Consider the following 19,450-nt stretch of genomic DNA (forward strand, 5'->3'; position numbering starts at 1 on the left):
TGGCCCCGACGAGCGCGCCCCGCACCACGGGCTGAGCAGACGCGCATGGCGTCCTCTCTGCCGGAGGGAAACCAAATCTCCCCTTCGCTCCGTCTTCTACTCGGTGGCCAGGCACCGGTGTCTTCAGCATCGCGGCGCGGGGGCTGGCACTGCCGTCAGCGAGGCGGAGAGCAGCTCTTTGGTGACGGTGTGCTGCGGCATCTCGATCAGCTGTCCGGCCGGGCCTGCCTCGACGATCCGCCCTGCGTCGAGGACCGCGATCCGGTCCGCGAGGACTGCGGCCGCGGTGAGGTCGTGGGTGATGAACACCAGGCCGAGTTCGTTGGTTTCCCCGAGCCGGGCGAGGGAGTCGAGGATGGTGGCCCGGGCGGTCGCGTCGAGGCCGGAGGTGATCTCGTCGCAGATGAGAACGCGTGGTCCGGCCAGCAGGGCCCGGGCCAGCGCCGCCCGCTGGAGTTCGCCTCCGGAGAGCTCTGCGGGGCGACGCCCGGCAAGGTCCTCGCTGAGACCGAAGTCACCGAGGGTACTCAGGGCCGTACGCCGCGCGTCGCCCGGTGCCGCTCCGCGGAGCCGTATGGCGCTGCGGGCGACCTGGTCCAGGACCGGCCGGAGCTCGTCGAAGGCCGCCTTCGCGTCCTGGAACACGTACTGCACGGCGGCCAGTTCGACGCGAGTGCGGGAACGGAGACTTCGCGGCAGCGGCAGGCCGTCCAGCAGGACCGTGCCCTCGTACGCGCGGTGCAGCCCGGCCAGGCAGCGTCCGAGGGTGGTCTTGCCGCTGCCGGAACGGCCTACGAGTGCCAGGCACTCCCCTGCTGTGAGCGAGACCTCGATATCGCTCAGCACCTCGGCAGCCCCCTGCGTGGTGCGGTGCCGTGCGGTCAGGTTCCGCGTCTCCAGGCGCATGGGGCCGCGCGGGCGGGGGGTTCGCGCAACGCGCGGCTTCCCCGGTACGGGACCGTCCAGGACGGATGACGCCGGTCCGCGGTCCACGACCTTGCCGGCCTGCATCACGACGATCTCGTCGGCCAGTTCCCGTACGACGTCCAGGTCGTGGCTGAGCAGGATGACGGCGATGTCCTGTGCGGCTACGGCCGCCAGTTCCGCCACGATGCCCTGTTTGGTGAGGACGTCCTGGCCGGTCGTGGGTTCGTCCGCGACGATGACCCGCGCGCCCAGCAGCAGCGCCTGGGCCAGGACGACCCGCTGCTGCTGTCCGCCGGAGAGCTGGTGCGGGAAGCGGCGCAGCACGGCCTCGGGGTTCGGCATCCGGGCGAGGCGCAGGGCTTGTTCGACGCGGCTCCTGCGCTCTCGCCGGTGGCCGCCCTGCCGGGCGGCGATGTCGGTGAGCAGGGCGCCGACGCGCCGGGCGGGGTTGAGAACGGAAGCCGGGTGCTGGGGTATGTATCCGACCGGGCCCGCTGGTGTGCGGACCTCGCCGTCGACGACGGCGCCAGCCGGGTACTCGCCCAGGAGGGCAAGCCCCGTGGTGGTCTTCCCGCTGCCGGACGGGCCGATGACTGCGGTGATCCTGCCCGCGTGCGCGGCGAGGCTCACGCCGTCGACGATCGCCCGCCCGCCGATCTTCACGCGCAGGTCCCGTACGTGCGCGACGAGGGTCATCGCGTCGCTCCCTTCCGGGGGCTGTGCCGTTGGAGAACGGCGTCGAACAGGAGGTTGGTGCCCATCGACAGGCCTGCGATGAGCAGGGCGGGCACGACCACGGCCCAGGGCTGGAGGAAGAGTCCGGTGCGGTTGCGGTCGACCATGACCGCCCAGTCGGCGGCGTCCGGCTGTACGCCCACGCCGAGGAAGGCGGCGGTCGCGACCAGGTACAGGGCTCCGGTCAGCCGGATCCCGGCGTCCGCGGCGAGGGTTCGTCGCATGGAGCGGGCCACGTACCCGATGGCCGTGCGCCACCAGGATTCGCCCTGCATGCGCAGTGCTTCCACGGCCGGCCGGGAGGCGATCTCGACTGCTGCCGCGTGTACGACGCGCGCGGCGTCGGGTACGGCGGCCAGGCCGACCAGGACGGTGAGTCCGGCGGGTCCCGGGGTGAGGGTGGCCGCGACGAGCAGCACCAGCAGGAGCGAGGGGACCGCGATGACCACGTCGAGGGGCCGCATCAGTGCTTCTTCCAGCCAGGTGCGGCGGGTGAGGGCTGCGGTGAGGCCCAGAGGGACGGCGACGAGGTAGGCGAGGGCGGTGGCCGCGATCGCCACGAGGACGACGGAGCGGCCGCCGAGGAGCACCTGCTGCCAGACGTCACGTCCGCTGAAGTCGGTGCCCAGCCAGTGCCCGTCGCCGGAGGCGAAGGAGACCGAGCGGGGACCGGCCGAGCCCGCCACGAAGGGACCCACCAGGGCGAGTACGACAGGGAGGCCGATCAGCACGAGGGCCGGAAGGGACCTCGTGGGCTTCTGCTTCATGCCGCCACCTCGGACCGGGGTGCGAAGCGGCGGGCGGCCAGGTCGGCGGCAAGGTTGACCACGACGGTGACGATGCCGAAGACGACGGCCATGCCCTGGACGACGGGGATGTCGCGCGCGGCGACGGCTTCGACGAGGACGGTGCCGAGGCCGGGGATCACGAAGAGGGCCTCCACGACGATCACTCCGCTCAAGAGCCAGTCGCAGGTGCGGGCCAGTTGCTGAATGGCGGGGGCAAGAGCGTTGGGCAGGGCGTGGGTCCAGGTGATCCGGGCGCCGGAGACTCCGTAGCGGCGGGCCTGGGCGACGTACGGCGATGCCGTCGCGTCGATCATCCCGGCGCGTACGAGGCGGCTGATGGTGCACACGGGCCGCGACAGCAGGACGACGACGGGCAGGATCAGCACGGCGGGCTCGGTGAACACGTCGGCGCCGACGGCGGTGGGCGGCAGCCAGCCCAGCCACAGTCCGAAGAGCGTGGCGAGCAAGACCCCGACGGCGAATTCCGGTACGGCGTGCACGGCGAGGGTCAGGGCGCTGACGGTCCGGTCGAGCGGGCTGCCCTCGCGGCGGGCGGCCAGGACCCCGAGCCCGACCGAGAGGGGGACGAGCAGCGCGAGGGTCGCGGTGGCCAGCAGCAGGGTGGGGCCGAGTCCGGCAGCCAGGTAGCCGGTGACGGGCCGTCCGCTGACCAGGGAGGTGCCGAGGTCTCCGTGCAAGAGGCCGACGACCCAGTCGGCGAGGCGTTCGGCGGCGGGCCGGTCCAGGCCCATCGTCTCGCGGATGCGGGCGATGCGGGCGGGATCGGGCTGGTCCCCGGCGAGGGCGACGGCCGCGTCGCCGGGCAGTGCCTCGGTGAGGGCGAAGACGAACAGGACGACGGCCGCCGTCTGCCCCAGGCCGAGGAGCAGGCGGCGGCCGACCCATGAGAGGTGCGGTGTCACGCGAGCCAGATCTTGTCGAAGCGGGCCCAGTCGAGGGTGTTGGCGGGGGCCTGCTTCGACACCCCGTGCACCTTGGGTGCGGTGGCGATGATCCAGTCGGCGAAGCCCCAGATCAGGAAGCCGCCCTCGTCGTACAGCCGGCGCTGCATCCGCTCGTAGAGGGCGCCGCGCTGCGTGACGTCACGGGTGGACTGGGCCTGCTGGTAGAGGTCGTCGAAGTCCTTCTGCTGCCACTTGGTGGCGTTGGTGGTGGAGCCGGTCAGCAGCCGCTGGGAGATGTGGGACTCGATGGGCATGGCGCCCGAGCGGTAGGAGGCGAAGGTGCCGTTGTTCAGGATGTCCTTCCAGTAGGTGTCCTTGTTGCCGACCTTGATCTCGACGGTGACTCCGGCCTTGGCGGCCTGCTCCTTGAAGATGCCGGCGGCCTCGACGAAGCCGGTGGCGGCGGGGGCGGTGTCGAGGGTGACCTTGAGGCCCTCGGCCCCGGCCTCCTTGAGCAGGGCGCGGGCCTTGTCGAGGTCCTGGGTGCGCTGCGGGAGGCCGGCGGAGTAGTACTGGTAGCCCTTGCCGAAGAGGTCGTTGCCGATCTCGCCAGCGCCGGAGAGGGCTCCGTCGACCAGTTCCTTGCGGTCGGCGATGAGGAGGAATGCCTGGCGGACCCGGGGGTCGTTGAACGGCGGGCGGTCGGTCTTCATGACGAAGCCCTGCATCGCGCTGCCCGGAAGGCGGATGATCTCGATCTTCCCTTTGCCCTCGTGGGTGCGGGCGGTGGCCGGGTTCAGCTCGTGGGCGTACTCGACCTGGCCGCCGAGCAGGGCGCTGACGCGTGCCGACTCCTCGCCGGCGACGACGAATTCGAGCTCGTCGAGGTGGGGCGCGCCCTCCCAGTAGGCGTCGTTGCGCTTGACGACGAGGGAGCTGCCCGGCTTGAAGGAGAGGAAGGCGAACGGTCCGGAGCCGACCGGCTTGTCGAAGGAGGCGGCGTCCTTGGGCACGATGTACGCGCCGAAGGCGGCGAGGACGTTGGGGAATTCGGCGTACGGGCGCTTGAGCTTGAACTCGATGGTGGAGGCGTCCATCGCGCGGCTCGCGTCGAGGTCGATCGGCTCCAGGGACGCCTTGGCGCGGAAGGTGCCCTTGGGGTCCGCGATCCTGCGGTAGCTGTAGAGGACGTCCTCGGCGGTGACCGGCTTGCCGTCGTGGAAGGCGGCCTTGCGCAGGGTGATGCGCCAGGTGTCGAGGGCCTCGTTGGGCTCCCAGCGCTCGGCGAGCCTGGGGACGGCGGCGAGGTCGGCGCCGAAGTCGGCGAGCTTGTCGAAGAGGGCCTTGGCGCGGGCGGCGTCGACGAACAGGTTGGCGGCGTGCGGGTCGAGTGTCTCGTTGGCGCCGCCACCTGCGAAGGCGGCGCGGAGCCGACCGCCCTTCCTGGGGGCTCCCTCGGACGCGTTCTTGGCGTCCGGGGCGGTGGCGCCGGTGCCGCAGGCGGCGGTGAGGGCGAGCGCGGTGGCGCCCGTGACGATCAGGAAGCCTCTGCGGGCGAGGCTGGAGCGGGCGTCGTTCATGCGTGGGTGTCTCCGTTGCGGGGGTGGGGCGTGAGCCGGGCGATGAGGTGGAGGCGGTCGGAACTCGTGGTCCCGTCCGGGGCCTGGCCTTCGCTCCACGGCGGTTCGGTGCGCGGGCCGGGTCCGTCGTGCAGTGCGAGAACCTCGAAGCCGGCGGTGGTGAGGAAGTACCGCAGCTCCTGCGGGAAGAGGAGCCTCCATGCGGAGAGCTGCTCGTCCGGAAGGGAGCCGTCGTCGGCGCTCCAGGTCCTTCGGCGGCGCAGGAGTTGTGCGCCGTGATCGATCCACAGGGTGGTGTGGGAGGTGTACGTCGTGCCGCGCCAGGCGAAGGAGGCGGTGCGCGGGCCGTCGAGGAGTTCGGTGTTGCCGAGGAAGAAGGCCCCGTTGCGCATCTCGGAGACGAGCAGCCCGCCGGGGGTGAGGTGGGCGCAGCAGCGGGCCAGGAAGGCGGTGAGGTCCTCGTTGGTGTGGCAGTAGAGCAGGGCGCTGTCCATGCAGACGATCGCGTCGAAGGTGGTTCCGAGGTCGAAGTCGCGCATGTCGGCCAGGTGATAGCCGGGACCGGGGTGGTGCGTGCCCGCGTGGGCCAGCATGGCCTGCGAGGTGTCGATGCCGGTGACTTCGCGTCCGGCACGGTGGTGCAGCCAGGCGGCGTCCCGGCCGGTGCCGCAGCCGACGTCGAGTACGCGGGGTCCGGCGTCGTGGTGGGCCAGTACGTCCTCGGTCCAGCGAGCGGCGAGCCGTTCGGGGTCGGGGAAGCGTTCCTCGTAGAGCGGGGGGTGGTCGGTGAGCAGGTTGTTGCTCGTGGTGGCTGTCATCGGGTCTCGCTTCGGGGACGGTCGGGGAGAGCGGGGGCCGTCGTCGGATCGGGTGCCTGCCCCTCGGGCAGAAGGCGTCGCCGCTGGAGGTGTGTGACCGCTGCGGCCGAGATCATGCCGAGGGCGAGGCAGCAGACGTACGGCAGCCAGGTCAGGCCGGTGTGGCCGGCGGTGTCCATGGACCAGCCGATGGCGGCGCTGCCGCCCGCTGCGGCGACCCCGGAGACCGCGTAGAAGAGGCCATAGAACGTGCCGGTCAGGTTCGCTCGGCCGAAGGCCGGTATCAGCTCCATCACGAAGGGCTGGGCGACCATCACGCCGAGGTGCAGCAACAGGGCCCCGGCGAGCACCGGCAGGAGGCGCAGGGGGTGGGCGGTGGCGGGGCCCGCCACGAGCATCGGGGGCAGGAATCCGAGGCCCATGAGGCCCAGGCCGGTGGCGATCCAGCGCCCCCTGCTCCCCCGGGCTTTCAGGACACGGGTGATGCGCAGCTGGAACAGCAGGTTGGCGAGAGTCCCGGCGAGGAAGAGCAGGCCGACCGAGCCGCTCCAGCCGGAGGCATCGGTGGCCGCGCGGGGCAACAGCAGGTACAGCTGGTTCTCCAGGCCGTACATGCCGACCAGGGCGAGGGAGAACGCCAGGAACCGACGGTTGCCCGCGACTTCACGCCAGTCCCCAAGCACCCGGGTGTCGGGCGCGGGGACCTTCTGGGCGGGCAGCACCAACAGCTGGGCGAGGGTCAGAACGGCGAACACGCCGGCTGCGGTGACCGCTGCCGCCCGGAAGTCCACGAGCAGCAGCAGGGTGCCGAGCAGCGGGCCGAGGAGTGCCCCGGTGATGGCGAAGACGTTGAAGAGTGCGAACGCCTCCGCCTTGCGGTCTCCGGCCTCCTGGGCGACGTAGGTCCGCACGGCGGGGTTGAAGAGGGCCCCCGCCAGTCCGCTGAGCATGGAGGCTGCGATCAGCAGCGGAAGGCTGTCGCCCAGGGAGAACAAGCCGAATCCCACGGTGCGCAGGGCGCAGCCGGCGATGATCACGCCTCGGGCGCCGAGCCGGTCGGCGGCCGAGCCGCCGATCAGGAACAGTCCCTGCTGGCTGAGGTTGCGCAGGCCGAGGACGATGCCGACGACGGCGGCCGAAAGCCCCAGGTCGTCGGAGAGATGGGTGGCGAGGTACGGGATGAGCAGGTAGAAGCCGGTGTTGACGCCGAGCTGGTTGATCAGGAGGAGGCGTACGGCGAGCGGGAAGCCCCGCATGGAGCTGAGGATCCTCACCGTACGACCGCCATGTGGGTCCGTCTGACTCCGAGGCCTGCCCGGTCGGCGGCTCGTACGGTGCCGTCGGCGCCACCGATGCCCGTCCAGGGGTCGTCGGCGAGCAGCAGGTGACCATCGAGGTCGACCCAGCGGGCCCGGTCGGCGATGTGCACGGCCGGCGCGATGCCAAGTGAGCTGGCGGTTAGGCAGCCCAGCATGAGATCCGTGCCGGAGCCGCGCAGGGCTTCGTGAATGCGCAGGGCGGCCCGTACCCCGCCGCACTTGGCGAGCTTGACGTTGACTCCGTGGACCAGTCCGGCGAGCGCGACGGCATCCTCGTAGCAGACGGCGTCCTCGTCGGCGATGACGGGCACCGGAGAATCCTTGGCCACGCGGGCGAGCGCGTCGGGGGTGCCCGGTGCGATGGGCTGTTCCACGGCGGTGACTCCGAGGTCGGCGAAGCGCGGGAGCAGGTCGAGGGCCTGGCGTTCGGTCCACGCTCCGTTGGGGTCGATCAGCAGGCTCGCCTCGGGGGCGCCGGTGCGTACGGCGGCCACGCGCGCGAGGTCCTCGGCCGGATCGGGGGATCCCGTTTTGACCTTGAGGGCGGTGAAGCCGCTCATGGCGAGCCGTGCTGCCTGTGCGGCGGCTGGTACGGGCGCGGTGATGCCGATCGTACGGGTGGTCTGCGCGGCCGGTGCGGTGTGTGTGCCCAGTAGCTGGTGGGCGGGCCGGCCGGCCCGCTTGCCGACCAGGTCGAGCAGGGCCGCCTCCAGTCCGGCGAGCACACCGGCCGGCAGCTCCGACATGCCGGGCAGCGAGTCGGCCGTGTGCGCGTGCCACGCGGTTTCGGGGTCGGGGAGTCGTTCGACGACGGGGCGCGCCGTGGTGAGGTGCCGGACGATGCGCGCGGTGGACAGGGCGAGGTAGTCGCTGCTGACCACCTCGCCCCAGCCGGTCATGCCGCCGTGTTCGATCGCGGTCCAGACCGCGTCGCGGCGGGACATCACGGAGCGGGAGATGCGCAGCGGCTCGGCCAGTTCCAGCTCGGTGGTGTGCCAGGTGAGTCTCATGCGGCACCTCCACGCGTGGGTGCGGGCAGGTGCGGCCGGGTGGCCGCGAGCGGGTCGACGACGGTGCGGCAGCGGGTCCAGCCGACGGCCTCGGTGGCGTGCGGGTGTGCGATCTCCAGCGGTCGCATGGCCAGTTCGGCCTGATCGAGGCCGTGCGCGTGGCAGAAGCCGTCGTCGTAGACGGTGCCGAGGTAGCGGTGCGGTCCGTCGGGGAAGACCGTCGCGACAACTGCGCCGGCCTCGACCCGGGAAGCCCAGGCGGAGACGAGGGCGACTGCTCCGGTGCTCCAGCCCCCGCTGACGAAACTGGTACGGGCGAGCCGGCGGCAGGCGTCGACGGCTTCGGCCGGGCCCACCCAGTGGACCTCGTCGAAGGCGTGGTGGGCGACGTTGCGCGGGTGGATGCTGCTGCCGAGCCCGCGCATGAGACGGGGTCGTACCGGCTGGCCGAAGATCGCCGAGCCGACCGAGTCGACGCCGATCACCTTCAGGCGCGGCCAGCGCCGGCGCAGCGGTCCGATGAGTCCGGCACTGTGGCCGCCGGTACCGACGCTGCACACCAGGACGTCCAGGTGGTCCAGCTGTCCGCAGAGTTCGGCCGCCATCGACAGATAGCCGGCCGCGTTGTCGGGGTTGTTGTACTGGTCGGGCCAGTAGGCGTCCGGGATCCGTGCCAGGACTTCGCGGAGCCGGGCGATCCGGGCGGCCTGCCAGCCGCCCTCGGGGGCGGGTCGCTCCACCAGCTCCAGCTGGGCGCCGTACGCGCGGAGCAACTGCCGCATGGAGGGTTCGAGTTCGCGGTCGCCGACGAGGACGACGGGATGGCCGAGGGCCTGTCCGGCGAAGGCGAGACCGACCCCCAGGGTTCCGGAGGTGGATTCGACCACGGTGGCGCCAGGGCGGAGTTCGCCGCGCTGTCGGGCACCGCGCAGCATGGACACGGCGGACCGCGCCTTCATCCCACCGGCTCCGAGGCATTCGAGCTTGGCCCAGAAACCCGGGTGGGCGTAAGGCAGTTCCGCATGGATCCGCGCGAGCGGGGTGTGACCGACCAGCGTCAGCAGCTCCGGGTTCGTGCTGTGGGCCGGCGGGCGGGAGAGCGGGGGTGCGAGGGTCACCGGGTGCCTCCGTAGCGGTGGATGACTCCCGGGCCGCCGTCGAGCCAGAAGAAGGGGTACGGCTCGGCGGACACGGCAGTGACCCCGGTGCCCACGAATCGTGGGAGGACGGCGCTGCCGGTCTGCGCGAACATGACCAGGGGCTTGCCGGTGGCCGCGGCATGGTCGAGCAGCGGCTGGAAGGTTCCGTTACCGAGGGTCATGCCGGAGGCGAGGATGGCGTCGCAGTGCTCCAGCTCCGTGAGGGCATCGGTCCGTACGGGCTCGCCCCACTCGGTGGTGCCTCCCTTGAGGTCGCAGGGCACGTATCCGGCGCCGCGCTCGCGCAGCTGTTCCAGCAGGGAGTTGACCACTCCGACGACGAGGACCCGGCGGACCCCGGTCGCCGGCAGCAGATCGACCACGGCGCGGGCGCGGGCTCTGGAGCGGTGCAGGGAGCTGCCGGCCGGCAGGGCGTACGGACGGGCCCCGTGTTCGGGGGTGTGGGGACGCACCCGGCTCAGGTACGCGTCGAGCGCGGCGACCCGGACGGGAAGCATCGGGTGGTCGAGGAGCTCGGCCACCGAGGCCCCGACACAGTCGTCGAGTGCTGCCACCGACAGTCCTCCCGGCTCCACGGCGCAGGACCCGACGGCCGCGTCCAGGCGCAGGCTGAGCACCTCGTTGCGGTATCCGCTGGTGCGGCCTGTGTGCCGGACCGCCTGGGCGGTGGTGAAGGCGAGCGCGATGCGTTCCTCAGCAGGGTCGGAACCGTAACTCCCGGTGCGGACCGCCTTGATGAGCTGGTCGACTGTGCGCACTGCGGGCTCGTGGAGGGCGGTCGCGGTCATGCGGACACCGCCGACGGCAGCTCGGCGCCCTGCTCCTCGAAAGTGGGCTGCAGGTGCGCGATGAGCCGCTCCGCGGCCTCGCGGGCCCCGCTCCCCCGGGTGTCGGCCGCCATGACGTGGCCGAGGTACTCGTTGTTGCTGGTCGCGGCCCGTACTGCACGGCCCGGCTCGGCGAGGGTGAGTTCCAGCACCCCGGGCTGTGCCCGGACCTCGTCGGCGCCCTGGATGCCGGTGAGGGTGCCGGTGGCGTCGGGGAGCAGGAAGGCGATGGCGGCACTGCGCACCCCGGTCGGGCGCGGCGTGAGGTCGGGCAAGCGGCCGAGGGCGACGTCGACGCAGGCGGTGGCCAGGTCGATGCCCGTCACGTGCCGGACGAGTTCGGTGATCCGGTTGCCGGCGGGCCGGGGGTTGACCTCGACCACCTTGGGTCCGTCGGGCGTCAGCTTGATCTCGGTGTGGCAGACCACGCGGTCCAAGCCGAGGGCCGTCACTGCGGCCACAGCCGTGTCGACCGCTTCGCGCTCCGAATCCGGCGCGAGGTCCGCCGGGAACATGTGACCGGTCTCGATGAAGGCCGGCGCCCCTCCGATGCTTTTGTCCGTGACACCGACCACGCCCAGGACACCGCCGAAGGAGACGGTCTCGACGCTGACCTCGGGGCCGGTGAGCAGCTCTTCGAGGAGGATGGTGGGCGTACGGTCCTGCCCGCGCGCATTGACCGGGAACCCGGCCAGCGCCCGGCAGGCGAGCTCCAGCTCCCGCTCGTCGCGGACCTCACGGACCAGCATCCCGGCGCACAGGTCCACGGGCTTGACCACCAGGGGGTAGCCGATCTCCCCTGCGGCGACCGCGGCTTGCGCGGTGTCGGTACACAGCGCGAAGCGGGGGCCCTGCACGCCGGCCTCGGCCAGCACCCGGCGGGTCAGGTCCTTGCGGCAGGCTCCCTCGACGGCATCCACGGCCGGGCCGCGCAGTCCCAGACGATCGGCGATCCGGGCCACGGCCGGCAGGTAGTAGTCACAGGAGGAGACGACCCCGTCGAAAGCGAGCACCGCGTGCAGGCGTTCGAGGTGGGGCAGCAGCTCGTCCATGTCGTTGGTGTCCGCGGTGATGATGTTGCGCGCGGCCAGCAGCGGGTGCCGTCCGTCGGACCCGGCGTCGCGCAGGTAGTGGTGCAGGTCCCGGGTGACGAAGGTGAACTCGTGTCCGCCCTCCCCGATCGCCCTGGGCAGCAGCCTGCTCATCGACCCCACCCAGCTCTCGACAACCAGCAGATGCGCCAAGGGACTTCCTCTCACCATGCCGTCACGAACGTGGGGCATACCTGCGAAGCGGGCCGCCTGACGGGAGGCGTCCGCACCGAACCGAGGAGGAAGCTACCTGAAATCGTTTTCATTTCCAATAGGCCGGATTTCCGGTAGCCTGCCGCTCACGAGACCGGAGTGCCGGAAGGGAGCCACCGCGCCATGAGAGACCTGACACAGGGGCAAGAGATGGGGCCCTACGTGGTTCGGCATGCCAGGCCCGAGGACGTGCCCGGCGCGCGGAGCGTCATGCTCGACACGTTCTACCGGGAGTTCAGCTACGGGTACGTGCCCCAGTGGCACGACGACGTCGTCGACATCGCCGACACCTACCTCACGCACCCGCGCCACACCCTCGTCGTGGCGGTGCTGGGCGAAGAAGTGGTCGGCACGACCGCACTGAACTCCCGCGGCCCCGCACACCCCCCGCACCCGCGCCGGCTCGCCGAGCGCTACCCGTCCGACCGCACGGCGCAGCTCCTGCGGGTGTACGTGCGCCCGGACCACCGCAGGCACGGGCTGGCCCGCGCCATGGTCAAGACAGCCTGCGAGTTCGCCGCCGGCGTCCCCGGCTACGACGCGATCTACCTGCACACGAACGTCGACATCCCGGGCGCGGAAGCCTTCTGGCGCAGCATGGCCGAGGAGGTCTGCGACGCCCGCACGACTGGCGAGCACGGCGGCTACGGGACGGTCCACTTCGAAATCCCGATCCCCGTGGCGGCCACCGTCGGCCGACTCAGCAGCTGACCGGGCCAAGCGGAGAGACGCCGCCCGCAGCCAGTCCTGGGGCCCGGGCATCTCTTGCCGCAGTCTTGGCCGCGCCTTTGGAGACCCGTCCCGAGCGCCGAACTACCGTTCCCGCCATGCCCCCACGCCCCCTCCCGTACCGCAAGCCGACCCGCGGCCGCGACTACTGGATCCTGGACGACGTCCTGCCCGACCCCGATGCCGTACGGGCCCGGTGCCTGGCGAAGGAGGACTGGGTCCAGGGCGCCCCGCACAAGCCCGAACCCTGGCCGGGGCTGCGCGCGATGCCCGCGCTGGAGCCGGACGAACTGGCCCGCGTCGAACGGCTGGTGCGGCAGGCGACCGGAGCCCGGCGGATCTGGCCCGAGCCCCCTGCCGGCGGCGGCACCTTCAACCACAACTGCGTCCAGGTCGTCGGCAAGGACGAGTGCGAGTCCCGCCCCCACACCGACTCCCGCACCGTGTGCCGCTACGCCGCGGTGCTCTACCTCAGCCGGGACACGCCCAAGGACTGCGGGACCAGCTTCTACCGCCAGCAGCTCCCGGGCGGCGGGCTCGGCGGCAACCAGGTCCTCGCCCCCCACAACAACCTGGTCGACGCCCTCGGCACCCGCTTCGTGCCCCCGGACTCCTTCACCGAGGACCTCCGCGTCCCGCACCGCTACAACCGCCTGCTGCTCTACTCCGCCAACCTCATCCACAGCGCGACCGGCTACTGGGGCACCACCCTTGAGGACAAGCGCATGACGGCCGTCTTCTTCTGGATGGCCTAGCCGCGATGCCCACCGGGTTCTCGGACCGCATGGACGCGGTCACCCGATTGCACACAAGATCCGCCCCGCACCCAGCACCCACTTCAGTCACGGATCGCACGCCTCGGCCCGGATCCGCGGGCAAGGTCGTGGGAGCCGACGGCGCAACGGCCGCCGCCATTGTCCTTTGCAGGCAAGGCGACCCGACGCAGCCCGAGACCAGATCTGACCACTCGTCAGTAAAGTCGGCAAAACGTCAGCATCCGTCCGACCAAAGTTGATTACAGCCTGCAACACGCGAGACTCGACCACCGGCGCCGGAGACTACCGGACCACCTCCGGCAACCTCCCTTCCGAAACCAGGAGCGGAGGGCTGGACGCGAGGACCGCACCCAGCCCGTTCCACATAAAGCAGCAGGTCAACGCACCCTTCCCCGGGGCTTCAGGTGGGTTGGAGGCAGTTCCGGGGAGGGAATCGGAGGGCCGTCGTAGCCCTTGACCTCGCCGTATCGGGACCCGTTCATCCAGTCTTCGCGGGCCTGCGCGATATCATCGTGTGCCCGTCCGATCCAGTTCCAGAACATGACGATCTCCTCCTCGAACGGCTCGCCGCCCAGCAGCATCAGCCCCGCGTCCGAGGCTGCCCGCAGGGGGAGTTCCGTGCGGCCGCAGCCGAGGTAGAGCATCGAGCCCGGGAGGACCGGGACGCCGTCGACGTGGGCCTCGCCGGACATGGAGAGGACCGCGTACTCGAAGTCCGGGTCGAGCGGGAGGCGGGTTTCGGTACCCGCCGCGAGGGCCAGGTCCGCGCCGACGATCGGCGTGTACGCCGTGCCCGGCGAGGTCGCCGTGTCCAGGGTGCCCAGGATGACCGTCGCCGTCAGGCCCGGGGCCGTCACGTGCGGGAGCTCGGCGTGGTGCTGGAAGTGCGGTTCCACGTCGCGGTGGGCGTCGGGGAGGGCCACCCACAGCTGGGCGCCGTGCAGCAGGCGGGCGTGCGGGCGGGGGCTCTCCTCCGAGTGGCTGATGCCGCGTCCGGAGGTCATGAGGCCCAGTTCGCGCGGGCGGATGGTGGCGAGGCTGCCGACGCTGTCGCGGTGCAGCACCTCGCCCTCGTGGAGCCAGCTGACCGTCTGCAGCCCGGAGTGCGGGTGCGGCGGGACCTGCATGCCGGGCTCGTCCGCGATGTCGTCCGGGCCGTAGTGGTCCACGAAGCACCACGCGCCGACCATGCGGCGGCCCAGGTTCGGCAGGAGCCGGCGGACCTCGGTGGACTCGCCGAGCTTCACGGTGCGCGGGCTGAGGAGCTCCCGCACCGGTTCGGCCACGACGAATCCGCGGCCGCCGCAGGCGGAGAGAGCGGGCTGGCGATCGAGATTGCTCATGTGGACAACCTAGCCGCGCGGGGGCACCGGCGTGAGGTGGAATGTTCCACCGCCCGGACGTGTTGGAGGCTCCGTACACACCACCCGAGCGCCGGAAGGGACGCCGTGGAGCGAATGACCGAGAACGGGCCGGCCGAGCCGATGGACGCCGTCTTCGCGATCAAGGATGCGGACTACCTGGAGCACGGGACGGCGGCCGACCGCTGGACGCGCGCCGGGCTCTTCTTCGACGCCAAGGAGTACGCGACGGCCGCCCGCCTCCTGGAGGGCCTGGCGGGCGAGGCGCCCGAGCAGCTGGCGCCCCGGCTGCTGCTGGCCCGCGCCTACTACCACTCCGCGCAGCTCTCGCGCGCCGAGCGGGAACTGCGCTCCATCCTGGAGCGCTGGCCGGTGGAGGACTACGCGCAGCTGATGCTCGGTCGCACCCTGGAGCGTCAGGGCCGGGCCGCCGAGGCCCGCCCGTACCTGCGGATCGCCGCCGCGATGGCCGGCGAGTTCCCCGAGTAGGGGTTCCCGAGTGGGGTCTCCGGCCGCGCTGGTGCGGGACCGGGGCCCCGGCTCGGTTAGCCTGGGGCGGATATGAACCGTCTGACCACGCCTTTCGGCTCCTACGAGCTCACCCGCTTCCCCGAGGACCCGCGCGACCGGCTCCGTGCATGGGACGCCGCCGACGAGTACCTGCTGCACCACCTCGACTCCGGGACCGGGGAGCGCGGCCCGGTGGACCTGGCCTCCGCGGGCCGGATCGTCGTGCTCGGGGACCGCTGGGGGGCGCTGACCACGGCGCTCGCCGCGTACCACCCGACGCAGATCACCGATTCGGCGCTGAGCCGGTCCGCCACCGCCGCCAACCTGGACCGTGCCGGGATCGGCACCGCCAAGAGCACGGTCACGCTGCTGACCACGCAGGACCCGCCGCCGGAGAAGATCGACGTCCTGCTGGTGCGCGTCCCCAAGAGCCTGGCGCTGCTGGAGGACCAGCTGTACCGGCTGGCTCCGCACGTGCACGCGGGCACGGTCGTGGTCGGCACCGGCATGGTCAAGGAGATCCACACCTCGACGCTGCGGCTCTTCGAGAAGATCCTCGGCCCGACGAAGACCTCGCTCGCCGAGAAGAAGGCCCGGCTGATCTTCTGCACGCCGGACGCCCCCGGGGCCGTGCGCCCCGTGGCGGCCGATCCGTGGCCGCTGACGTACACGGTGGACCAGGAGGCGGGTTCGGGTTCCGGGCTGACCGTCGTCAACCACGCCGGGATCTTCTGCGCCGACCGGCTGGACATCGGCACCCGGTTCTTCCTGCAGAACATTCCGACCAACACCGACGGCGCCCGGGTCGTGGACCTCGGCTGCGGCAACGGCCTCGTCGGCACGGCGGTGCAGGTGCACGACCCGGACGCGGAGGTCGTGTTCACGGACGAGTCGTACCAGGCGATCGCCTCGGCGCGGGCCACGTACGAAGCGAACGTCCGCGCGGGCCGCCGGACCGCCGAGTTCCACGTCGGCGACGGGGTGGCGATGCTGCCGCCCGCATCCGTCGACCTCGTCCTGTGCAACCCGCCCTTCCACTCGCACCAGGCGACGACGGACGCGACGGCGCTGCGGATGTTCGCGCAGTCGCGCAAGGTGCTGCGGCCGGGCGGCGAGCTGTGGGTCGTCGCGAACCGGCACATGGGCTACCACACCCATCTGCGGCGGCTGTTCGGCAACAGTGAAGTCGCTGCGAGCGAACCGAAGTTCGTGGTGCTGCGGGCGGTCAAGCGGCGCGAGTCGCCGCGCCCCATGTGACCTGCCGGTACGTCTTATGCTTCGCCGCGTGAGCAGCGAGGCGGAGAGCGATGACACGGGCGGCGGGCGCTACCGCCGGGAGGACGTGGCCCGGGCGGCCGGCGTCAAGGTACGCAACCTGCGCTACTACCAGGAGCGCGGGTTGCTGCCGCCGCCGCGCCGGGAGGGCCGGATCGCCTGGTACTCCGAGGACCATCTGACGCGGCTGCGGCTGATCAGCGATCTGCTGGGCCGCGGGTACACGGTCAACGGCATCGCGGAGCTGCTGCACGCCTGGGAGGGTGGCGGCGGACTGTCCGGACTGCTGGGCCTGGAACGGGAGATGACCCGGGACTGGGTCCGGGAGGAGCCGGTCACGATGACCCGGGCCGAACTGCGGGAGCTGTTCGGGCCGACGGCGACCGCCGAGGACACCCGGCGGGCCGCGGAGCTGGGGTACGTCACCGTCGACGGGGATCTGGTCACGCACCCGAGCCGGCGGCTGCTGGACGCGACGCTGGCGCTGGTGCGGCAGGGGGTTCCGCTGGCCGAGATCCTGGACGCGGGTGACTTCGTACAAGCGCAGGCGGCGGCTCTCGCGGACCGCTTCGTCGCGCTGTTCCGGCAGCACGTGATCGGGCCGGAGGGGCTGGAGCGGCTTTCGGCCACGCAGCTGCGGCACGTCACCGAGGCGGTCGCGGCGCTGCGGCCGGTGGCCGGCGAGGTCGTGGCCACGGAGTTCGCCCGGGCGATGGCCCGGCGGGTGGATGCGGAGGTCGCCGAACTGCTGCGTACGGAGCAGTAGGAGTCGGCTCAAAGGGTGCGCTCGCACAACCTTGCCAACCCCCATTGGCACTCTTACATTCAACTCGTCGGTAACAACGGTGCACAGCCGAAAAAAGGGACGATCTCATGGTGGATTCCCCGCATTTATCCGGCACTTCCGATGATTCTGGTCCTTCTGGTCCTTCTGGTCCCGATGAGGACAGCGGTTCCGGCCGCGTCCGCTGGCGGCGGTTCGCCGTCCTGACCGTACCCGCCGTCGCCGTGACCGCCGGCCTCGGCATCGCCCTCGCGCAGGGCGCGCTCGCCGCCTCCTTCGCCGTGTCGGGGCAGCAGTTCAAGGTGTCGGCGAAGAGCCTGGAGGGCGAGGGCTTCGTCCAGTACGGCAGCGTCGACGTCAACGCCCGCGAAGAACTCATCCCGGTGGCCGTGACCGCCATCCGGGAGGCGAAGCTGAACAGCCTGTGCCAGTCGGTGGTCACCTCGCTCCCGGTGATCGGCGACATCTCGCTCAACCTGACGGCCGGCCGGGACAAGCCCGTGGAAGCGAGCAACCTGTTCGTGGACGCGACGCAGCTCTCCGGTGACGCGGTCTTCAGCAACATCGAGATCGGGCGCGACGCCTCGACCCTCGACAAGGGCCCGGCCGATGCCCAGGGGATGCAGGACCTCTTCGCCCAGCAGGCGGACACGGTCAGCATCAGCAATCTGAAGCAGACGGCGTGGGCGACCAACGCCGGCACCTTCAAGCTCTCCGGACTGAGCATGGACATTTCCAAGGGCAAGAAGGAATGTTTCTGAGCCGCCGTCGGCGGTGGCGGCAGTGGCGGCGCGGCAGACCCTTCTGGGGCGGGCTGTTCGCCGTCCTCGCCGGGGCCTGGATCTGTGTCCTGCCGCTGGCACCGCTGAAGATCATGCTCCAGCAGGGGGTGGCGGGGATCCCGTCCGTCCTGATGGGCATCGTGATGATCGTGCTCGGTCTCACCGCCTGGTTCTCTCCCGCTCAGCGCAGCCTCGCGGGTGTCCTCACCACCGTGATCGCCACGGCCGCACTGGTCCTGTCGAACCTCGGCGGGTTCCTGATCGGCACCCTGCTCGGCATCCTCGGCGGCGGCCTGATGTTCGCCTGGCAGCCGTCCCGGACAGCCCGCGCGCCCTCACCCGCTCCCCCGCCGCAACCCTCCCCCACCGTGCACCAGGATCCCCAAGGAGCACAGCCATGAGCCGTACGCGTACCGCTCTCGCCCTCGGCACGGCGACCGCCGCTGCCCTTTCGCTGGCCTCGTTCACCGCCTCCGCCGCTCCGTCGGCCGCCGCCGTGTCACCCGCGGCCGGGTCCACCACCGTGACCCCGGCCGGGCACGCCTTCAAGGCCGCCCTCAGCGGGAAGGCCACCCTCAAGGCCGGTTCGGTGACGGTGACCTGCTCGGTCTCCGTCTCCACCGGTACGGTGCCGGCCGCCCCCGGCAACCAGAACGCCTCCGGGCCGGTCTCGTCGCCGATCTCCCCGCCGACGTACAGCTCCTGCACCTCCAGCATGCCGGGGGTGACCCCGACGGTCACCACCAGCGGCGCCTGGACGGTGTCGATGCAGAACGGCTCCCCGATCACCGCCACCATGACCGTGCCGGTCGGCGGACTGGTGGTCAAGACGACCGGCCTCGCGAGCTGTACGGTCACCGCGGCGCCGACCGCCGCGGCGAACGTGGGCGGCACGTGGGCGAACGGCGCGCCGTCGAGCCTGACCTTCACGAACGCGTCGGTACCCGTCAAGGTCACCGGCGGGTTCGGCTGCCCGACGAGCGCGACCTCGTCCACCTTCAACGCGGTCTACCTGGTGACCGATTCGACCGACCCCGCCCAGCAGATCACCGTGGGCCCATGACCACCCGGTAGTGGGTCGTCAGCCGGCCGTCGTCACCGATCACGTGGAAGGCGACGGCCGGCGGCTCGTCGAGGTGGACCCACTCGTCGGCTCCCCTGCGTCCTTCCCACGGCAGCCGGATGGTGGAGACCACGCCCGGCGCCACCAGGACCGGCCGGCCCGCGAAGGTGGTGGCCGCCGCGGTGTGCGCGTGCCCGCACAGGAACGCCTTCACGTGCGGGTGCCGCTCGACGAGTGCGGCGAGGCGCTCCTCGCCGAACTGGCGGATCCCGTCCACGTACGGGGCGTGCAGCTCGACCGGCGGGTGGTGGAAGGCCACCAGGACCGGCGTCTCGCGCGGGGTGCCGGCCACCACCTCCTCCAGCCAGGCCATCGTGGACTCCTCCAGGAACCCGTGGTGCTCACCGGGTACGGAGGAGTCGCACACGGCGAGCACGAAGCCCTCGCCGCGCAGCACTTGGTCGACGGGCTCCGCCGAGGGCGACTCCTCGCCCATCAGGCCGCGCCGGAACGCGGTCCGTTCGTCGTGGTTGCCGGGGCAGACGACGAGGGGGTGGCGTGACCTCAGGAGCTTTGCGGCCTCCTCGTATTCGCCGACCTGGGCCTCGTCGGCTATGTCCCCGCTCACCAGCACGGCGTCGAGGTCGTACGGCAGTTGCTCGAGGTACTCCATGACGGCGCGGGTCCGGCCGGCAGCGCGCTCACCGTTGTCGAGATGGACGTCGCTGAGGTGGGCGATCACGATCACGGGCGATGTCTCCTTTGACTTCTCCGGTCGAGAGATGTCGCTGAAGGAT

Annotated in this window: 20 protein-coding genes; 8 read left to right on the forward strand and 12 right to left on the reverse strand. The window is 71.5% G+C overall.

Features of this window, described 5'->3' with window-relative positions; genetic code table 11:
• Positions 1-123: 123 nt before the first annotated feature.
• Genes ACIGFK_RS00195 through ACIGFK_RS00240 form a run of 10 tightly spaced genes read right to left on the reverse strand, consistent with a single transcriptional unit; the run spans position 124 to position 11,313 of the window.
• Positions 124-1,623: an ABC transporter ATP-binding protein gene (locus tag ACIGFK_RS00195; RefSeq protein WP_400050028.1), complete on the reverse strand. Its 1,500-nt coding sequence runs from the start codon at positions 1,621-1,623 to the stop codon at positions 124-126.
• Positions 1,620-2,429 (reverse strand): ABC transporter permease, encoded by an 810-nt coding sequence (locus tag ACIGFK_RS00200; RefSeq protein ID WP_376659591.1) that lies wholly within the window; start codon positions 2,427-2,429, stop codon positions 1,620-1,622. Before ACIGFK_RS00200 ends, ACIGFK_RS00195 begins: the two co-directional genes overlap by 4 nt.
• Entirely contained in the window at positions 2,426-3,382 is a 957-nt protein-coding gene (locus ACIGFK_RS00205) for an ABC transporter permease (RefSeq protein WP_386466726.1), read from the reverse strand. The genes ACIGFK_RS00200 and ACIGFK_RS00205 overlap by 4 nt, the downstream gene beginning before the upstream one ends.
• Complete coding sequence (locus tag ACIGFK_RS00210; RefSeq protein WP_400050029.1) at positions 3,370-4,935, reverse strand: ABC transporter substrate-binding protein; 1,566 nt, start codon at positions 4,933-4,935, stop codon at positions 3,370-3,372. Before ACIGFK_RS00210 ends, ACIGFK_RS00205 begins: the two co-directional genes overlap by 13 nt.
• Positions 4,932-5,753 carry a class I SAM-dependent methyltransferase gene (locus ACIGFK_RS00215; RefSeq protein WP_400050030.1) on the reverse strand — a complete coding sequence of 274 codons (822 nt, stop codon included), beginning with the start codon at positions 5,751-5,753 and terminating at the stop codon, positions 4,932-4,934. The genes ACIGFK_RS00210 and ACIGFK_RS00215 overlap by 4 nt, the downstream gene beginning before the upstream one ends.
• On the reverse strand, positions 5,750-7,027 hold the full coding sequence (locus tag ACIGFK_RS00220; protein ID WP_400050031.1) for an MFS transporter: 1,278 nt from the start codon (positions 7,025-7,027) through the stop codon (positions 5,750-5,752). The genes ACIGFK_RS00215 and ACIGFK_RS00220 overlap by 4 nt, the downstream gene beginning before the upstream one ends.
• A complete protein-coding gene (locus tag ACIGFK_RS00225; RefSeq protein WP_400050032.1) occupies positions 7,024-8,082 on the reverse strand; it encodes a dipeptide epimerase in 1,059 nt (352 codons plus the stop codon). Before ACIGFK_RS00225 ends, ACIGFK_RS00220 begins: the two co-directional genes overlap by 4 nt.
• Positions 8,079-9,200, reverse strand: coding sequence for a PLP-dependent cysteine synthase family protein (locus tag ACIGFK_RS00230; protein WP_386466572.1), 1,122 nt, complete (start codon positions 9,198-9,200; stop codon positions 8,079-8,081). Before ACIGFK_RS00230 ends, ACIGFK_RS00225 begins: the two co-directional genes overlap by 4 nt.
• Positions 9,197-10,030, reverse strand: coding sequence for a Rossmann-like domain-containing protein (locus ACIGFK_RS00235; protein ID WP_400050033.1), 834 nt, complete (start codon positions 10,028-10,030; stop codon positions 9,197-9,199). The genes ACIGFK_RS00230 and ACIGFK_RS00235 overlap by 4 nt, the downstream gene beginning before the upstream one ends.
• Complete coding sequence (locus ACIGFK_RS00240; protein ID WP_400050034.1) at positions 10,027-11,313, reverse strand: ATP-grasp domain-containing protein; 1,287 nt, start codon at positions 11,311-11,313, stop codon at positions 10,027-10,029. The genes ACIGFK_RS00235 and ACIGFK_RS00240 overlap by 4 nt, the downstream gene beginning before the upstream one ends.
• Before the next feature lie 210 nt (positions 11,314-11,523).
• Here ACIGFK_RS00240 and ACIGFK_RS00245 point away from each other — a divergent pair, with 210 nt between their 5' ends.
• Positions 11,524-12,084, forward strand: a complete 561-nt coding sequence (locus tag ACIGFK_RS00245) for a GNAT family N-acetyltransferase (protein ID WP_400050212.1) — start codon at positions 11,524-11,526, stop codon at positions 12,082-12,084.
• A 116-nt stretch (positions 12,085-12,200) separates the two neighbouring features.
• Positions 12,201-12,857, forward strand: a complete 657-nt coding sequence (locus tag ACIGFK_RS00250; RefSeq protein WP_400050035.1) for a DUF6445 family protein — start codon at positions 12,201-12,203, stop codon at positions 12,855-12,857.
• A 398-nt stretch (positions 12,858-13,255) separates the two neighbouring features.
• Here ACIGFK_RS00250 and ACIGFK_RS00255 read toward each other — a convergent pair whose 3' ends face one another.
• Positions 13,256-14,221 carry a pirin family protein gene (locus ACIGFK_RS00255; RefSeq protein WP_400050036.1) on the reverse strand — a complete coding sequence of 322 codons (966 nt, stop codon included), beginning with the start codon at positions 14,219-14,221 and terminating at the stop codon, positions 13,256-13,258.
• A 114-nt stretch (positions 14,222-14,335) separates the two neighbouring features.
• On the opposite strand from ACIGFK_RS00255, the gene ACIGFK_RS00260 reads away from it, so the two are divergent.
• The 6 genes from ACIGFK_RS00260 (at position 14,336) to ACIGFK_RS00285 (ending at position 18,653) form a co-directional block, all read left to right on the forward strand.
• Positions 14,336-14,728: a tetratricopeptide repeat protein gene (locus tag ACIGFK_RS00260; protein WP_376655146.1), complete on the forward strand. Its 393-nt coding sequence runs from the start codon at positions 14,336-14,338 to the stop codon at positions 14,726-14,728.
• 81 nt (positions 14,729-14,809) lie between these two features.
• The gene (locus ACIGFK_RS00265) at positions 14,810-16,006 is read left to right on the forward strand and encodes a methyltransferase (RefSeq protein WP_376655181.1); all 1,197 of its coding nucleotides are present in this window, start codon (positions 14,810-14,812) and stop codon (positions 16,004-16,006) included.
• Between the two features lie 28 nt (positions 16,007-16,034).
• Positions 16,035-16,790, forward strand: coding sequence for a MerR family transcriptional regulator (locus ACIGFK_RS00270; protein WP_376655145.1), 756 nt, complete (start codon positions 16,035-16,037; stop codon positions 16,788-16,790).
• 221 nt (positions 16,791-17,011) lie between these two features.
• A complete protein-coding gene (locus tag ACIGFK_RS00275) occupies positions 17,012-17,569 on the forward strand; it encodes a DUF6230 family protein (RefSeq protein WP_376655180.1) in 558 nt (185 codons plus the stop codon).
• Positions 17,560-17,991 (forward strand): DUF6114 domain-containing protein, encoded by a 432-nt coding sequence (locus tag ACIGFK_RS00280; RefSeq protein WP_376655144.1) that lies wholly within the window; start codon positions 17,560-17,562, stop codon positions 17,989-17,991. Before ACIGFK_RS00275 ends, ACIGFK_RS00280 begins: the two co-directional genes overlap by 10 nt.
• Positions 17,988-18,653: a hypothetical protein gene (locus ACIGFK_RS00285; RefSeq protein ID WP_376655143.1), complete on the forward strand. Its 666-nt coding sequence runs from the start codon at positions 17,988-17,990 to the stop codon at positions 18,651-18,653. The genes ACIGFK_RS00280 and ACIGFK_RS00285 overlap by 4 nt, the downstream gene beginning before the upstream one ends.
• Here the strand turns inward: ACIGFK_RS00285 and ACIGFK_RS00290 are convergent.
• Complete coding sequence (locus ACIGFK_RS00290) at positions 18,637-19,401, reverse strand: metallophosphoesterase (RefSeq protein WP_376655142.1); 765 nt, start codon at positions 19,399-19,401, stop codon at positions 18,637-18,639. The genes ACIGFK_RS00285 and ACIGFK_RS00290 overlap by 17 nt on opposite strands.
• Between the last annotated feature and the right edge of the window lie 49 nt (positions 19,402-19,450).

It is taken from the genome of Streptomyces sp. NPDC085524 (assembly GCF_044541755.1).
Taxonomy (GTDB): Bacteria; Actinomycetota; Actinomycetes; order Streptomycetales; family Streptomycetaceae; genus Streptomyces.

Excerpts from the sequence above, each read along its gene's own strand:
- ACIGFK_RS00195 (WP_400050028.1), bottom strand. The coding sequence starts at position 1,623 with ATGACCCTCGTCGCGCACGTACGGGACCTGCGCGTGAAGATCGGCGGG.
- ACIGFK_RS00200 (WP_376659591.1), bottom strand. The coding sequence starts at position 2,429 with ATGAAGCAGAAGCCCACGAGGTCCCTTCCGGCCCTCGTGCTGATCGGC.
- ACIGFK_RS00210 (WP_400050029.1), bottom strand. The coding sequence starts at position 4,935 with ATGAACGACGCCCGCTCCAGCCTCGCCCGCAGAGGCTTCCTGATCGTC.
- ACIGFK_RS00215 (WP_400050030.1), bottom strand. The coding sequence starts at position 5,753 with ATGACAGCCACCACGAGCAACAACCTGCTCACCGACCACCCCCCGCTC.
- ACIGFK_RS00225 (WP_400050032.1), bottom strand. The coding sequence starts at position 8,082 with ATGAGACTCACCTGGCACACCACCGAGCTGGAACTGGCCGAGCCGCTG.
- ACIGFK_RS00235 (WP_400050033.1), bottom strand. The coding sequence starts at position 10,030 with ATGACCGCGACCGCCCTCCACGAGCCCGCAGTGCGCACAGTCGACCAG.
- ACIGFK_RS00245 (WP_400050212.1), top strand. The coding sequence starts at position 11,524 with ATGGGGCCCTACGTGGTTCGGCATGCCAGGCCCGAGGACGTGCCCGGC.
- ACIGFK_RS00250 (WP_400050035.1), top strand. The coding sequence starts at position 12,201 with ATGCCCCCACGCCCCCTCCCGTACCGCAAGCCGACCCGCGGCCGCGAC.
- ACIGFK_RS00255 (WP_400050036.1), bottom strand. The coding sequence starts at position 14,221 with ATGAGCAATCTCGATCGCCAGCCCGCTCTCTCCGCCTGCGGCGGCCGC.
- ACIGFK_RS00260 (WP_376655146.1), top strand. The coding sequence starts at position 14,336 with ATGACCGAGAACGGGCCGGCCGAGCCGATGGACGCCGTCTTCGCGATC.
- ACIGFK_RS00280 (WP_376655144.1), top strand. The coding sequence starts at position 17,560 with ATGTTTCTGAGCCGCCGTCGGCGGTGGCGGCAGTGGCGGCGCGGCAGA.
- ACIGFK_RS00285 (WP_376655143.1), top strand. The coding sequence starts at position 17,988 with ATGAGCCGTACGCGTACCGCTCTCGCCCTCGGCACGGCGACCGCCGCT.